This window comes from Mycobacterium zoologicum (assembly GCF_020181635.2).
Classification (GTDB): domain Bacteria; phylum Actinomycetota; class Actinomycetes; order Mycobacteriales; family Mycobacteriaceae; genus Mycobacterium; species Mycobacterium zoologicum.
The window spans coordinates 157,532-171,968 of sequence record NZ_JAYJJS010000007.1; the positions used below are offsets into that span (position 1 = coordinate 157,532).

16 protein-coding genes and 1 tRNA gene are annotated in these 14,437 nt (G+C 68.0%); 10 read left to right on the forward strand and 7 right to left on the reverse strand.

From position 1 onward, the window contains the following. Window positions 1-13: 13 nt before the first annotated feature. The 3 genes from K6T84_RS08570 (at window position 14) to K6T84_RS08580 (ending at window position 2,680) form a co-directional block, all read left to right on the forward strand. Window positions 14-1,354, forward strand: coding sequence for a S1C family serine protease (locus tag K6T84_RS08570; protein WP_225401566.1), 1,341 nt, complete (start codon window positions 14-16; stop codon window positions 1,352-1,354). A 159-nt stretch (window positions 1,355-1,513) separates the two neighbouring features. Beyond that, window positions 1,514-2,008, forward strand: a complete 495-nt coding sequence (locus K6T84_RS08575; RefSeq protein ID WP_224864695.1) for a MogA/MoaB family molybdenum cofactor biosynthesis protein — start codon at window positions 1,514-1,516, stop codon at window positions 2,006-2,008. 228 nt (window positions 2,009-2,236) lie between these two features. Then, entirely contained in the window at window positions 2,237-2,680 is a 444-nt protein-coding gene (locus K6T84_RS08580; protein ID WP_224864697.1) for a large conductance mechanosensitive channel protein MscL, read from the forward strand. A gap of 4 nt (window positions 2,681-2,684) precedes the next feature. On the opposite strand, the gene K6T84_RS08585 is transcribed toward K6T84_RS08580, so the two are convergent. The 3 genes from K6T84_RS08585 to K6T84_RS08595 all read right to left on the reverse strand — a co-directional run bounded on the left by K6T84_RS08585 (window position 2,685) and on the right by K6T84_RS08595 (window position 4,428). Beyond that, complete coding sequence (locus tag K6T84_RS08585; protein WP_225401567.1) at window positions 2,685-3,332, reverse strand: SAF domain-containing protein; 648 nt, start codon at window positions 3,330-3,332, stop codon at window positions 2,685-2,687. 62 nt (window positions 3,333-3,394) lie between these two features. Further along, window positions 3,395-3,733 (reverse strand): FmdB family zinc ribbon protein, encoded by a 339-nt coding sequence (locus K6T84_RS08590; protein WP_224864700.1) that lies wholly within the window; start codon window positions 3,731-3,733, stop codon window positions 3,395-3,397. A gap of 86 nt (window positions 3,734-3,819) precedes the next feature. After that, the gene (locus K6T84_RS08595) at window positions 3,820-4,428 is read right to left on the reverse strand and encodes a 5-formyltetrahydrofolate cyclo-ligase (RefSeq protein WP_224864701.1); all 609 of its coding nucleotides are present in this window, start codon (window positions 4,426-4,428) and stop codon (window positions 3,820-3,822) included. 77 nt (window positions 4,429-4,505) lie between these two features. Here K6T84_RS08595 and K6T84_RS08600 point away from each other — a divergent pair, with 77 nt between their 5' ends. The 5 genes from K6T84_RS08600 (at window position 4,506) to K6T84_RS08620 (ending at window position 8,821) form a co-directional block, all read left to right on the forward strand. After that, window positions 4,506-5,417 carry a UTP--glucose-1-phosphate uridylyltransferase gene (locus K6T84_RS08600; protein WP_225401568.1) on the forward strand — a complete coding sequence of 304 codons (912 nt, stop codon included), beginning with the start codon at window positions 4,506-4,508 and terminating at the stop codon, window positions 5,415-5,417. A 41-nt stretch (window positions 5,418-5,458) separates the two neighbouring features. Next, complete coding sequence (gene glp / locus K6T84_RS08605; protein WP_224864703.1) at window positions 5,459-6,736, forward strand: molybdotransferase-like divisome protein Glp; 1,278 nt, start codon at window positions 5,459-5,461, stop codon at window positions 6,734-6,736. Window positions 6,737-6,746: 10 nt separating this feature from the next. Beyond that, entirely contained in the window at window positions 6,747-7,409 is a 663-nt protein-coding gene (locus tag K6T84_RS08610) for a GNAT family N-acetyltransferase (RefSeq protein ID WP_224864704.1), read from the forward strand. A 137-nt stretch (window positions 7,410-7,546) separates the two neighbouring features. Further along, window positions 7,547-8,698: a divisome protein SepX/GlpR gene (sepX, locus tag K6T84_RS08615; RefSeq protein WP_225401569.1), complete on the forward strand. Its 1,152-nt coding sequence runs from the start codon at window positions 7,547-7,549 to the stop codon at window positions 8,696-8,698. A 50-nt stretch (window positions 8,699-8,748) separates the two neighbouring features. Continuing rightward, a tRNA-Ala gene (locus tag K6T84_RS08620) sits at window positions 8,749-8,821 on the forward strand. Window positions 8,822-8,880: 59 nt separating this feature from the next. Here the strand turns inward: K6T84_RS08620 and K6T84_RS08625 are convergent. Continuing rightward, the gene (locus K6T84_RS08625; protein ID WP_225401570.1) at window positions 8,881-9,705 is read right to left on the reverse strand and encodes a hypothetical protein; all 825 of its coding nucleotides are present in this window, start codon (window positions 9,703-9,705) and stop codon (window positions 8,881-8,883) included. After that, window positions 9,702-10,310 carry a TetR/AcrR family transcriptional regulator gene (locus K6T84_RS08630; protein ID WP_225401571.1) on the reverse strand — a complete coding sequence of 203 codons (609 nt, stop codon included), beginning with the start codon at window positions 10,308-10,310 and terminating at the stop codon, window positions 9,702-9,704. The genes K6T84_RS08625 and K6T84_RS08630 overlap by 4 nt, the downstream gene beginning before the upstream one ends. 101 nt (window positions 10,311-10,411) lie before the next feature. Between K6T84_RS08630 and K6T84_RS08635 the strand changes: the two genes are divergently transcribed. After that, window positions 10,412-11,455, forward strand: coding sequence for an EcsC family protein (locus K6T84_RS08635; RefSeq protein ID WP_225401572.1), 1,044 nt, complete (start codon window positions 10,412-10,414; stop codon window positions 11,453-11,455). Here the strand turns inward: K6T84_RS08635 and K6T84_RS08640 are convergent, their stop codons facing one another. Together K6T84_RS08640 and gdhA are read right to left on the reverse strand one after the other, a co-directional pair. Further along, the gene (locus tag K6T84_RS08640) at window positions 11,456-11,785 is read right to left on the reverse strand and encodes a DUF732 domain-containing protein (protein ID WP_224864709.1); all 330 of its coding nucleotides are present in this window, start codon (window positions 11,783-11,785) and stop codon (window positions 11,456-11,458) included. 95 nt (window positions 11,786-11,880) lie between these two features. Beyond that, the gene (gene gdhA, locus K6T84_RS08645) at window positions 11,881-13,230 is read right to left on the reverse strand and encodes an NADP-specific glutamate dehydrogenase (protein ID WP_224864710.1); all 1,350 of its coding nucleotides are present in this window, start codon (window positions 13,228-13,230) and stop codon (window positions 11,881-11,883) included. A gap of 229 nt (window positions 13,231-13,459) precedes the next feature. Here gdhA and pat point away from each other — a divergent pair, with 229 nt between their 5' ends. Further along, complete coding sequence (gene pat, locus K6T84_RS08650) at window positions 13,460-14,413, forward strand: acetyltransferase Pat (RefSeq protein WP_224865685.1); 954 nt, start codon at window positions 13,460-13,462, stop codon at window positions 14,411-14,413. Window positions 14,414-14,437: the final 24 nt, after the last annotated feature.

Here is a 14,437-nt window from a genome sequence, read left to right on the forward strand (position 1 = left end):
AGTAGTCAACACAATGATGAACCACCCGGGGTACCCCCAGCAGCCTCAGCAGCCGGAGCGGCCGAACCCGGCCGCGGGCCAGGGCGCGCCGGGCCCCTACTCCCACTACGACTGGCGCTACGGCCAACAGCCGGCGCGGCCGGGATACCGCCCCGGCTATGACGTGCCCTACGGCCGGCCGGGGATCCCCGCCGGTCCGCCGTCGGCGCCGCAGAAGCGCAGCCGGACCGCGCCGCTGGTGATCGGTGCGGTCGCCATCGCGGGCATGTCCGGAGTGATGGGCGGCCTGGTGGGCTCCGCGCTGCACTCCGATCACCGGCCGGTGGCCTCCGGCAGTCACACGCCGATCGAGGCGCCCGGCGTGCCCGCCGCGGTGAGCCTGCCGGACGGCTCGGTGGAGAAGGTTGCCGCCAAGGTGGTGCCCAGCGTCGTCATGCTGGAGACCGACCTGGGCCGGCAGTCCGAGGAGGGCTCCGGCATCATCCTGTCCACCGACGGGATGATCCTGACCAACAACCACGTCGTGGCCGCTGCCGCCAAGACCGCCGACGCCGGTGGCAAGCCCGATCCGGGCGGCAAGCCCGCGCCGAAGACCACGGTGACGTTCTACGACGGTCGCACCGCACCGTTCACCGTGGTGGGGACCGACCCGGCCAGTGATATCGCGGTGGTGCAGGTCCAGGGCGTCTCCGATCTGACCCCGATCACGATTGGCTCGTCGGCGGACCTGAGGGTAGGCCAGAACGTGGTGGCCGTCGGGTCGCCGTTGGGCCTGGAGGGCACCGTCACGACGGGGATCGTCAGCGCGCTGAACCGGCCCGTTTCCACCAGCGGCGAGGCCGGCAACCAGAACACCGTGCTGGACGCGATCCAGACCGACGCCGCCATCAACCCGGGCAACTCCGGCGGCGCGCTGGTCAACATGAACGGTGACCTGGTCGGAGTCAACTCGGCGATCGCAACCATGGGCGGCGACTCCGCGGATGCCCAGAGCGGCTCGATCGGCCTGGGCTTCGCGATTCCGGTGGATCAGGCCAAGCGGATCGCCGACGAACTCATCAACTCCCCGGACCACATCGCCTCGCATGCCTCGCTGGGTGTGCGGGTCACCAGCGAGCGCAGCCTGCACGGCGCGAAGGTGGTCGAGGTGGTTCCGGGCCAGGCGGCGGCCAAGGCCGGCCTGCCCGAGGGCGCGACGGTGACCGCATTCGACAAGCGTCCGATCGGCAGCGCCGACGCGTTGGTGGCCGCCGTGCGGTCCAAGGCGCCCGGTGACCAGGTGACCCTGACGTACCTGGATGCCGGTGGCGCCTCCAAGACCGCGCAGGTCACCCTAGGTAAAGCGCAGCAGTGACGGGTTGGTGAGTGCGGGGCCGGAAACCGTGCTGATGCGGCGGTCCCAGCTTCCCCTCTCCTTCGTCGAGCCTCGCTGAACCGCGGATTTGACGCGGCGGTCCCAGCTTCCCCTCTCCTTCGTCGAGCCTCGCTGAACCGCCGGTATACGGTTGCACCCATGGAACAGTCCCCGGAAGTCTCCGGCCGCGCCCTGGTCATCGTCGTCGACGACCGGACCGCGCACGGCGATGAGGACCACAGCGGTCCGTTGGTCACCGAGCTGCTGGCCGAAGGCGGGTTCATGGTCGACGGCGTGGTGGCTGTGGCAGCCGATGAGGTGGAGATCCGCAACGCGCTGAACACCGCGGTGATCGGCGGGGTCGACCTGGTGGTGTCGGTCGGCGGTACCGGGGTCACCCCGCGCGACGTCGCCCCGGAGGCCACCCGCGAGATCCTCGACCGTGAGCTGCTGGGCATCGCCGAGGCGCTGCGGGCATCGGGCCTGTCGGCCGGGATCGCCGACGCCGGATTGTCCCGCGGGCTGGCCGGGGTCTCCGGCAGCACCCTGGTGGTGAACCTGGCCGGTTCCCGGGCTGCGGTGCGCGACGGCATGGCCACGCTGAACCCGCTGGCAGCGGCGATTATCGGCCAGTTGTCGAGCCTGGAGATCTAAGCGGCCATGCCCGGACTCGGCGAGCAACAGGAGTCGTCCGACGAGCGTGATACCGACGACGTCCGCGAAGCCGAGGAACGTGAGCGCTGGCTGCGAGACAACGTTCCGCCTCATCACGGTTGAGATTCGACTTCGCTGAAACCCTCACGCCGACACACCGACGGCCATTACGGTTCGCGTGGGCGGTGAGGGTCGCTGCCTGCGGTTGTGCGTGAAAAGGGGCGTTGCGTGTTAAAGGGTTTCAAGAATTTTCTGATGCGTGATGATGTCATCACCGTTGCCATCGGTCTGGTGGTGGCCCTCGCGTTCTCCAACCTGGTCAAGGCGTTCACCGACAGCGTGATCAACCCGTTGGTCGCCGCCATTCAACCGAACACCGACGGGCTGGGCCTGGGCTATCAGCTCAACACCGCCTGCAGCGGTGCCGAGGAGTGCAAGGCAACCTTCCTCGACTACGGCGGCCTGATCTCGGCGGTCGTCTACTTCGTCGTGTTCATGGCCACGATCTACTTCCTGATCGTGTTGCCCTACAAGCACATCCAGAAGCGGCGGGGGAAGACCGTGTTCGGTGACCCGGCGCCGACCAAGGTCTGCCCGGAGTGCAAGTCCGAGATCGATCCCGACGCGACCAAGTGCAAGTTCTGCGCCAGCGTGCAACCGGCCGTCGCCTAGCGGCTCATCGCAGCGTGAGCGTCACCGATTGAGTAAGCGTGGCGCCGGCCACCGCAACCGCGGCGGTGGCCGGCAACGCCACCAGCACCACCCGGTCGTCGTGGTTGCCCTTGTCCGACACCAGCACCACGATCCCGCCGGCTGCCAGCACTCGTGCGCCACCGGGCGGGTCGGCGGCGCCATCATTTGCGGCCACCACGTCGACGACGTCGCCGGGGCGCACCAGATCGGTCAAGGCGGCGTCTGCCGGGTGGATACCCACGACGCGGGAATCCGGCCCGGCGACGGCCTCGGTGAACCGGCTGCCCAACAGTCGGACGTCGGTGAGGACCTCGCCGCGGCGGGCCGGCCCGGCCAGCATGCTACCCAGCACCGTCTCGGTGTCGGTGGAGGCGCCGTCGGGAACCGTACGGGCTGAACGACTTTCGATCGAAACGTCATCGACTGTCAGTGCTGTACCGGGGGCGAGGTCGCGACTGGCCACCACCACGCCGATGAGGCCGCCCTGCGGGTCGGGGCGGACGGCGGCGATACCGGCCAGCACGACCAGGGCGCCGGCCGTCACCCGTCGGGCGAGCACGGTGCGGGTCCAATCCGGACGCAGGTTCGCCGAAATCCGGTTGATCAGTGTCGGGTTGAGCGATTCGCCCATGCCGACACGTTAAGTGCCAGAGCTGCCGGAGGCCGTCGGCGAGGCAGCGAGACTGTGGATAACTAGCTTGAGGTGGTCGCCGGGGCGGCAGCGGGGGTGGCGGGCTTGTCGGCCGGCTTGGAGTCGCTGGAAGATTTCTCGGTGGACGCGGACTTCTCGCCTGCGGTGCTGCCCGAATCGCTCTTGGCGGCGGGGCTGCTGCCGTTCGAGGAGGATTTGCCCGACTCGCGGCTGTCGGTGCGGTAGAACCCGCTGCCCTTGAAGACCACGCCGACCTTGCCGAAGATCTTGCGGAGCCGCCCGTTGCACTGATCGCAGGTGGTCAGCGCGTCATCGGTGAAGGCCTGGACCACGTCGAAGCGGTTGCCGCACTCGGTGCAGGCGTAGCTGTAGGTGGGCACACGAACCTCCGTGGAATCGAGACAATCGGGTTAGCACTCTACCGTGCCAAGTGCTAGAACCGCTATGTGGCCTTCCGCATTCCGGGTCACCCCAGCGCCACCGCGCCCAACTCCGGCGTCAGGGCATGGGTCATCGGCACGTCATGGTCCTCGGCAGGCAGTTCGTCGACGAGCTCGGCGTCGCGAACCACCGCCACCAGCGGGACTCCCGCCCGGCACAACTCCAGAGACCGGTCGTAGAACCCCGCCCCGCGGCCCAGTCGAACGCCCCGGCGGTCGACGGCCAGTGCCGGGATCAGCATCAGATCCGCCTGCGCCACCGATTCCGCCGGCAACCACGGCGGGGCGGGTTCGAGCAGGCCGAATCGGGCTTCAACCAGGGGATTGGCCAGTGTGTCAGGGTGATAGTCGCCCCACAACAGTGCCAGCGGAACACCGTCGTCGTCGGTGCGCACCACCGGCAGCAGCACCCGGACCCCGCGGTGGGCCAGCCCGTCGAGCATGGCTGTCGACCCCGGTTCGCCGCGTACCGGGAGGTAGGCGCAGACCGTGCCGGCGGCGGCCGCCAGCACAGCCAGGTGACCGGCCAGCGCGGCCGCCTCGCCGGCGTGTAACTCGGGCGACACCGCACGCCGGGCTGCCAGCAGTTGCGAGCGCAACTCGGATTTCGCGGCCGCAGGCGCGTTGTCGGTCACGGCGTCCAGCCTGTCAGCATCGGCGCGCCCACCGCCAGAGCGGGGGTGGAGCCTGGTGGGAGTTATCGTGTTGAGCAATGCACACGCCGAAGGTCTCGATTCCCCGCACCGCGGTTGTTCCCGCGGCGGGTTTGGGCACCCGGTTTCTGCCCGCCACCAAGACGGTGCCCAAGGAACTGCTGCCCGTCGTCGACACGCCCGGGATCGAGCTGGTCGCGGCCGAGGCGGCCGAGGCCGGTGCCGAACGGCTGGTGATCATCACCTCCGAGGGCAAGGACGGGGTCGTCGCGCACTTCGTCGAGGACCTGGTCCTGGAGGGCACGCTGGAGGCGCGTGGCAAGGAGGCGATGCTCGCCAAGGTGCGTCGGGCGCCGGAGCTGATCAAGGTCGAGTCGGTGGTTCAGGCCGAGCCGCTGGGGTTGGGACATGCCATCAGTTGTGTCGAACCGGTGTTGTCGGCTGACGAAGATGCTGTGGCCGTCCTTCTTCCCGACGACCTGGTGCTGCCGACCGGGGTCTTGGAGACCATGTCGAAGGTGCGGGCCCGGTGCGGCGGCTCCGTGCTGTGCGCCATCGAGGTCACTCCGGAGGAGGTCATCGCCTACGGCGTCTTCGACGTCGAAGAGGCGCCGGACGCGGACAGCCCCGATGTGCTGCGGGTCCGGGGCATGGTGGAAAAGCCGCGGGCCGAAGATGCGCCGTCGATGTTCGCCGCGGCGGGACGTTACGTGCTGGACCGGGCGGTATTCGATGCGCTGCGCCGCATCGACCGCGGGGCCGGCGGCGAGGTCCAGCTCACCGATGCCATCGCTTTGATGATCGCCGAAGGTCATCCGGTGCACGTCGTCGTGCACCGCGGGTCGCGACACGACCTGGGAAATCCGGGCGGCTACCTCAAGGCTGCGGTTGACTTTGCGTTGGATCGTGATGACTACGGTCCGGATCTGCGCCGGTGGCTGGTGGCGCGGTTGGGCTTGGCGGAGAACTGACCTGGCGCCAGGACCCAGGCTGCATCGGAGAAAGGCGCGTCGTGCGTTCGGTTGAGGAGCAGCAGGCCCGGGTTTCGGCTGCCGCGGTGGCGCCGCGCCCGGTTCGGGTGGCGATCGCCGAGGCGCAGGGTCTGATGTGCGCCGAAGAGGTGGTCGCCGAGCGCCCCATGCCGGGCTTCGACCAGGCCGCCATCGACGGCTACGCGGTGCGCAGCGTGGACGTGTACGGCGCCGAGGCGATCGGCGACAGCTCAGGAGGTCCAGAGCGCGACGACGGCCGAGACGCCGCGGTCACCCTTCCGGTGCTGGGCACCATCGAGGCCGGCGCGCGAACGCCCACCCGACTGCAGCCCAAGCTGGCCACCCGCATCCAGACCGGTGCGCCGATGCCGACCCTGGCCGACGCCGTGCTGCCGCTGCGCTGGACCGACGGCGGGAACACCCGGGTCCGGGTGCTGCGCGGTGTGCGACCGGGTGATTATGTGCGCCGGGTCGGGGACGACGTCCAACCGGGCGACATCGCGGTACGCGCCGGCACGGTCGTCGGCGCCGCGCAGGTGGGCCTGCTGGCCGCCGTCGGCCGCGATCGCGTCCTGGTGCACCCGCGGCCGCGGGTCTCGGTGCTGGCCGTGGGCGGCGAACTTGTCGACGTCAACCGGACGCCCGGCAACGGCCAGGTCTACGACGTCGACTCCTATGCGCTGGCCGCGGCCGCGCGCGATGCGGGCGCGGAGGTCAACCGCGTCGGCATCGTCAGCGCCGACCCCAAGAAGCTGCGCGAGGTGGTGGAGGGTCAGCTCAACCGTGCCGAGGTGGTGGTGATCGCCGGCGGTGTCGGCGGGGCCGCCGCCGAGGAGGTCCGCGCGGCGCTGTCCGGTCTGGGTGAGCTGGAGGTCGCCCGGATCGCGATGCATCCCGGCTCGGTGCAGGGTTTCGGGCAGCTCGGCCCGGATGGTGTGCCCACGTTCCTGTTGGCGTCCAACCCGGTGAGTGCGCTGGTGGTGTTCGAGGTGATGATCCGCCCGCTGATCCGGCTGTCGCTGGGCAAACGTGAACCGATGCGCCGGATCGTGCAGGCCCGAACGCTGGGCCCGATCACGTCGATGCCGGGGCGTAAGGGTTACCTGCGGGGTCAGCTGATGCGCGACGACCAGACCGACGAGTACCTGGTGCAGGTGCTCGGTGGGACGGCGAGCACGTCGTCGCACCTGCTTGCCACCCTGGCCGAGGCGAACTGCCTGGTGGTGATTCCCGAGGAGATCGAGCAGGTCGGCACCGGCGAAGTCGTCGACGTCGCGTTCCTGGCGCAGCGGGGTTGAGTTCCGGGACATGCTGGTGAATCTGTGGCCTTTCAAGGCCGTCCAGCACCCGGGTTGGCCGACGGTGCTCGGCCCGTTACGGGTGGCGGCCGGGGTGATCCGGCTGCGGCCGGTGCGGATGCGCGACGGTGTGGCGTGGAGCCGGATCCGCACGGCCGACCGCGCTCACCTGGAACCCTGGGAACCCAGTCTCGAAGTGGACTGGGAAACCCGGCACAGCTCCGCGGCGTGGCCGCAGGTCTGCTCCAGTCTGCGCACCGAGGCCCGCTACGGGCGGATGCTGCCGTTCGTGATCGAGCTCGACGGCCGGTTCTGCGGCCAGTTGACCGTGGGGAACATCGCCCACGGCGCGCTGCGCTCGGCGTGGATCGGCTACTGGGTGTCCAGTGCGGCGGCCGGCGGAGGAGTGGCGACCGGGGCGGTGGCGCTGGGGCTTGACCACTGCTTCGGGCCGCTCCGGCTGCACCGGGTGGAGGCCACCGTCCGGCCGGAGAACGCGGCCAGCCGAGCGGTGCTGGCCAAGGCCGGATTCCGCGAGGAGGGGCTGTTGCAGCGCTACCTCGACGTGGACGGCGGCTGGCGGGATCACCTGTTGGTGGCGCTGACCGTCGAGGAGCTGGCCGGGTCGGTGACCGCGGCGCTGGTCCGCTCCGGACGTGCCGCCTGGGTTTAAAGGCGTGTTGTTGCCCGTGTGGTAGTTGTGACTACCGAGGTCAGGGAGTAAATTACAACTGTGTAATTGGCTCGGCGCGCCGTCGAAGGTCGCGTAGGTCACAGACCTAGCCTTGGCTGGGAAAGGAGCAGGCCACCATGCCCAGCATCCCGCAATCGTTGCTCTGGATGTCCCTGGTCGTCCTCTGGCTGTTCGTGCTGGTGCCGATGTTGGTCAGCAAGCGCGACGCCGTGCGGCGCACCAGCGACGTCGCATTGGCCACCCGGGTGTTGACCAGCGGTTCCAGCGCCCGGCTACTCAAGCGCGGCGGGCCGGCCGCCGGACACCGCAGCGACCCGGACTGGCAGCAGAACACCGCCGACGACGACCTTGATGAGTCCGACGAACCCGAGCATTCTGCCGAGTCCGTCGAGGTCGCCGAGAACTCCGAGTCGCGGGTGTTCGTTGCCGCCGCCGTCGGCGAGCAGTGCGAACTCGACTATCTCGACGTGGACGTCGTCGTCGACGACGATTCCGACGTATTGCCGCTGTCGGAGGCGGGATTTGCCCAGGCGCGGGCGCAGGCGGCTGCTGAGGCCGAGGCTGCCGCGGAGGCTGAAGCGGCGCGCATTGCGGAGGCTGAGGCGGAGGCTGAAGCGGCGCGGGTTGCCGAGGCTGAGGCTGAAGCGGCGCGCATTGCGGAGGCTGAGGCGGAGGCTGAGGCAGCGCGGGTTGCCGAGGTCGCGGCGGAGGCCGAGGCTGCTGTTGAGGCCGAGCGGGAGACCGAGGCCGAGGGCTACGAGTACGAGACCATCGACGACAGCTCGGGGCTGGAAGCCGCCGCCGAGTCGTCGAATGACGGCCAGGCTGTCCGGCGTCCGCGCTCCGACAGCAAGACTGCGGCCGCGGTCAGCGCCCGCAAGTTCGAGTTCCGCAAGCGGGTGCTGCTGTCGCTGGCATCGATCCTGACGGTCTCGGCGCTGACGGCCTTCACCGTCGCCCCGACTGCGTGGTGGATCTGTGGCGGAGCGGCCGGCGCGACCGTGCTCTACCTGGCTTACCTGCGGCGCCAGACCCGCATCGAGCAGCAGGTGCGGGCGCGTCGAGCGCGTCGCGCCGAACGGCCGCGTGCCCAGCGCGAGGCCGCGCACACCGAGGCGTTCGAGGTCTCGCCGTCGCGGCTGCGCCGGCCCGGCGTGGCGGTGCTGGAGATCGACGACGAGGACCCGGTGTTCGAGCACCTGGAGTACGCCTCGACCGCCGGCGAGTACGACTGGCGGGGCGACCTGCCGCGCGCGTCCGGCCAGTAGGTCTCGGTTTCAGAGCACCGGTCGCAGGCTGGTAGCCTGGCAATCCGTCAGGGGCTATAGCGCAGTTGGTAGCGCGTCTCGTTCGCATCGAGAAGGTCAGGGGTTCGATTCCCCTTAGCTCCACTCCTGTCATGATCCGCGCCGCATGTGGCGACGCATCCCCGATTCCAGGGCTCAGCGTCTCAAGGGTGCGCGACCAGATACGTTTCGTTGTCCAGTTCGGCGGTGAGGTCCCCGACGTCAAAAGATCGGTCCAATCGGGCATGCAACGCCGCCGGATCGATCAGCAGGCCGATCTCGGCGGTCTGCCCGGCGATCAATCGCCCGATCCACGGGTAGATGCGGCGCATGATCGCCCGCTCCGCCGTCGTGCAGCGTGACGCGCAGTAGCCGACATGGCCGATCTCGTCGGTGAGAATCTCTCGGTAGAGCAACGTGATTCGTTCTGCCACTTCGGGTTCGTCGGCGAACAGTTCGGCGCTGACACGGCGTAGTTCGTCGAACATGATGCAGCCCGCCATCTCTGCGGCTCCGACGAACATGAACGAAAGTCGTTCGGGCAGAAACACCCCGGTCTTGACGAACTGCCGTATCACAAACGGCGGGGGAACGACCTGGAAGGGCAGCCCGAAGACGTCGAGCGCGTAGGCCAGCAGTCTGGTGTGGTAGTGCTCCTCCAGTTCGAGGTAGACGTTCTCCGGCGGCAGACTCTCGTCGCTGTTGCGTCCGTAGGTCTCGCCCAGACCGACGCCGAATCGTTCTGCCTGATTGAGTTTCGCCGTCGCCAGCAGGAACAGCATCCGTCGGTCCAGGCCGGGCTCGGGCCGTCGCTTCCGCAGGTTACGAAGAAAGGTGGGCCGGTCAACGGTTTTCGCTGATCGAATGGGTTTCGCTCCAAGGCGGTCGAAGAACAGTTCGCGATTGGCCAACCGTCTGTTGAGCAAGTCGGCTTCGCCGTCGCGCCTGGCCAGGAAGTCCCGGTATCCCTCAATGCCATTGCTGTTCATCGGATCTCCATTCCTTTGACGATCGTTGATACGTACCGATCCAGCAGTTCGGGATCGTGGGCTCCGGTGGCCAATAATGCGAAAAGGCCGGTGAGGAAAAACGTTCCGAGTTCGGCGGCGTCGACCTCTGGGGGAACCTGCCCGGCAGACTTCGCCTGGGTGATGACATCCACCAGGAACTGCGCCAACGGATGCTCTGTCAGCGCGTCTTCGACGGGACGGGTCGATGAGAAATGCAGACCGAGCATGTCCCGGAAAACGGCTGCGCCCAAACGACGTTCGGCGCTCAGAATGTATTGGACCAGCTGGGATAGCACGGACGCCAGATCGCCTACTCCGCCGGCGAGCTCGCCGACGATCCGGATCTCCTCGTTGCGTTCGACCTCGATGAGGACGTGTTCCTTGGTGGGAAAGTGAAAGTAGAACGTTCCCCGCACCACGCCCGCCGTGGCGGCGATCGCACTGACATCAGCGGCGGCCAGGCCACGCTGAGCGATCTCTGCCAGGGCCGCGTCGAGCAACCGTGCCCGTGTTTCGAGCCGACGGGCCTCCCGGACACCCCCGCCAGACGGGGGAGCTACGGACGGTATGCCGGTTTGGTCCATTTCCGCACCGTACGCCGTCTCGCTGACAGTCGTCAATGACGAGCGTCAGCGAATATGCGCGGTCGCGCTGCAGCGTTGACTTCGTCGGTAACGTTTCGACTGTGGCCCAGACCATCCAGCCCGGCATGTCCGGCTACGAGCGCAGGGCTTGGGATGCCCTGCTGGAGGCGGCTACCGGCACGCAGCGCCCCGGGCTGTTCGAGAATCTGAGTCAGGGCGTCATGGGTCGCGCCCACCAGGTCGCCGGCCACGTCCGCTCCGGCATCGAGCAAGTACCGGGTGCCACTGCCGCCCTCGGAAAGCTGGACCAGCTCACCATGAAGGCGTTGGAAACGCTGCACACACTCCTGGTCGAGCGCGGACTCAATTCGGTCAAGCCCGCCGACGTGTTAGCGACGTTCGCCGACGGGGGCGTCGCGGTCGGGTCCTATGGCGAAGTCCGCCGGCTCGACCTGCAACACTGCGACCGCTCGGTGCCGCGCCGCAAGGAGCGCTATATCGCGTTGGCGGTGGCCGAGGGCGCGGCGTCGTCGCTGGCGGTCACGGGTGCGGCGGTGTCGAGCACGGTCAGCGGCGGCACCACACTGACGGTCGCAGCTTCGGCGGTGGTCGCCGACGTCACCGCGGTCATGGTCGGGATGGGCCGCATCGTGGCCTTGGTTGCGGCGCATTATGGTTACGACGTCCGCGAACCGGACGAGCAGGCGTTCGCCTCCGGGGTGATCGCCTACTGCGCCGCCGGGAACTCCGCGGAGAAGGCCGCGGCGCTGGCGTCGCTCTCGCGCTTGACCCAGCAGATGATGCGTCAGGCATCGTGGCACCGGCTTCAGCCGCAGCAGGCGGACAACGTGATCCGCCAAGTCTCCCTGGCACTGGGATTCCGGCTCGCGAAACGCAAACTGGCACAGGCGGTTCCCATCCTGGGTGCGGTGGTCAACGGTGGCCTCAACGCCCGCATCGCGCATCAGACATTCGAGAGGGCCCAACAGGCCTACCGGCTGCGGTTCCTCACCGAGAAGCACGGCCTGGATGCTGCTCAGTGGGCGCCGGTCGTGGTCTCCGGCGACGTCATCGACATCCCGCTGATCGACGAGGTCATTGACGCGGAACTGGTTTCGGAAGCGGACATCGACGACGCCGAATAGTCAGCGCAAGGTCTCCGGGCACAGTTCGTGCTGGGCGATGTTGATCACCGGGCGCAGGTTGACGGTCAGATCGTCGACCATCGAGGGGCCGCCGAACGACGGCCGGCGCACGAAACTGTCGGCGACCTGCTCGGGGCTCTCGCCGTTGCGCAGCTGGCTGCAGAACCGGTGCCCGGCAGACAGTCGGGCGTTGGGCGGTCCGGAGCGGAAGACGCCCTGAGAATCCAGGGCGGCGATGTAGCTGGCGTCGTCGGCGTGGGCGGTCGCGCTGCCGAGGAGTGTCAGGGCGGCGACGCTGAGGGAGGCGCCGGTGCGCAGAATCCAACTCATACCGGCGATGGTACGTCGAAACGACGTTGACTCTGCGGCTACCCGGCAGAAGTGCGAGAGCACTGCCTGGTAGCCGCAGAGTCGAGGGTGAAGCGTCAGATCAGGCCGAGCGCGGTCATCGCGTCGGCGACCTGGATGAAGCCGGCGACGTTGGCGCCGACCACGTAGTTGCCGGGGGCGCCGTACTCGTCGGCGGTGACCAGGCAGCGGTGGTGGATGCTCTGCATGATCGCCGCCAGCCGCTGCTCGGTGTACTCGAAGCTCCACGAGTCACGCGAGGCGTTCTGCTGCATCTCCAGGGCGCTGGTGGCCACCCCACCGGCGTTGGCGGCCTTACCCGGGGCCACCGTCACACCGGCGTCGGTGAACAGCTTGACCGCTTCCGGGGTGCACGGCATGTTGGCACCCTCGGCGACGATCTTGCAGCCGTTCTTGGCCAGCGTCGCGGCGTGGTCGCCGTCCAGCTCGTTCTGGGTGGCTGAGGGAATTGCGATCTGGCAGGGCACATCCCAGATGGATCCGCCGTTGACGAACTGCGTCGCGCCGCCGCGGGCGTTGGCGTAGGCCTCGATGCGCTCGCGCTTGACCTCTTTGATCTCCTTGAGCAGCTCCAGGTCGATGCCCTTCTCGTCGACGATGTAGCCCGACGAGTCCGAGCAGGCCACCACGGTGCCGCCCAGCTGGTGGATCTTCTCGATCGCGTAGATAGCGACATTGCCCGAACCCGAGACCACGGCCCGTTTGCCCTCGAACGAGTCCTTGGCGGTCTTGAGGATCTCGTCGGCGAAATACACCGCGCCGTAACCGGTCGCCTCGGTGCGCACCTGCGAACCGCCCCAGCTCAGGCCCTTGCCGGTCAGCACACCCGACTCGTAGCGGTTGGTGATCCGCTTGTACTGGCCGAACAGGTAGCCGATCTCACGCCCGCCGACGCCGATGTCACCGGCCGGGACGTCGGTGTACTCGCCCAGGTGGCGGTAGAGCTCGGTCATGAACGACTGGCAGAACCGCATGATCTCGTTGTCGCTGCGGCCCTTGGGGTCGAAGTCCGACCCGCCCTTGCCGCCGCCGATCGGCAGGCCGGTCAGGGAGTTCTTGAAGATCTGCTCGAAGCCCAGGAACTTGATGATCCCCAGGTACACCGACGGGTGGAACCGCAGCCCGCCCTTGTACGGGCCCAGCGCCGAGTTGAACTCCACCCGGAAACCCCGGTTGATCTGCACATTGCCGTCATCGTCGAGCCACGGCACCCGGAAGATGATCTGACGCTCGGGCTCGCACATCCGGTTGATGACGGCGCTGTCGACATACTGGGGGTGCTTGGCCACCACCGGGCCGAGGCTGCTGAGAACCTCGAAGACGGCCTGGTGAAACTCTGCCTCACCAGGGTTGCGGCGCAGTACCTCGTCGTAGATGTCGTGCAGCTTCGGGTTCAGTTCGCTCATGTGTTGTGATCTCTTCCTCGCGTGTCGCTGTCAGCGGGCACAGGCTAGCCGCCTTAATCGCTAACGCCGAATCGGTGTGGTTACAACGCTGTTAAATCATTACCGGTTAGGACCCACCGGTTAGCCTTGATTGGCGAACAAAGGCGGAACGGTCCATGGGTGATGTCGCGGCGGGTTCGGGGGTGCCACAGTGACTGACGTGGAGTTATCCACCGCCGACCTGGCAGCCATGGACGTCTTCTCCGGCTGCACCACCAGCGATCTGGTGCCGCTGGCCGCCGTTCTGACGCCTTTGCAGGCTCCCGCCGGCATCGAACTGATGCGCCAGGGCGAGCAGGCGGTGTCCTTCCTGCTCATCTCCTCGGGATCGGCCCAGATCACCCACGTCGGCGACGACGACGCCGTGATCATCAGCCAGGTCACCGACGGCATGGTCGTCGGAGAGATCGCCCTGCTGCGCAACGGCCGACGCACCGCCACCGTCACCACCTCCTCGCCACTGTCCGGCTGGGTCGGCGACCATCACGCCTTCGACCAGATGATCCAGATCCCGGAGGTGATGGATCGGCTGGTGCGCATCGCGCGCCAGCGCCTGGCCGCCTACATCACCGCCGTACCGATCAAGGCCCGCGACGGCACCGAGCTGCTGCTGCGGCCGGTGTTGCCCGGCGACAGCGCGCGCACCCTGCAGGGCCACGTCGAGTTCTCCGGCGAGACGCTCTACCGGCGCTTCATGACCGCCCGCATGCCCAGTCCGGCCCTGATGCACTACCTGTTCGAGGTCGACTACGTCGACCACTTCGTCTGGGTGGTCACCGAACCGGACGGTTCGTTCGTCGCCGACGCACGATTCGTCCGTGACACCGAGAACCCGACCGTCGCCGAGATCGCGTTCCTCGTCGGCGACAGCTACCAGGGCAAGGGCATCGGAACCTTCCTGCTCGGGGCGGTGGCGGTGATCGCGCGACTGGAGGGCATCGAGAAGTTCACCGCGCGGGTGTTGGGCGACAACCTTCCGATGCGCGCCATCCTCGATCACCTGGGTGCGTATTGGGAGCGCGACGACCCGGGCATCGTCACCACCGTGATCGACGTGCCCGGCGACAAGCAGCTGCCGTTCGGTCGCGACGTCGCCGATCAGATCAAAAACGTTGGCCGCCAAGCAATCCAAGCGGTGGGATGACCACTGGCCGGCCATCGGGCCGCA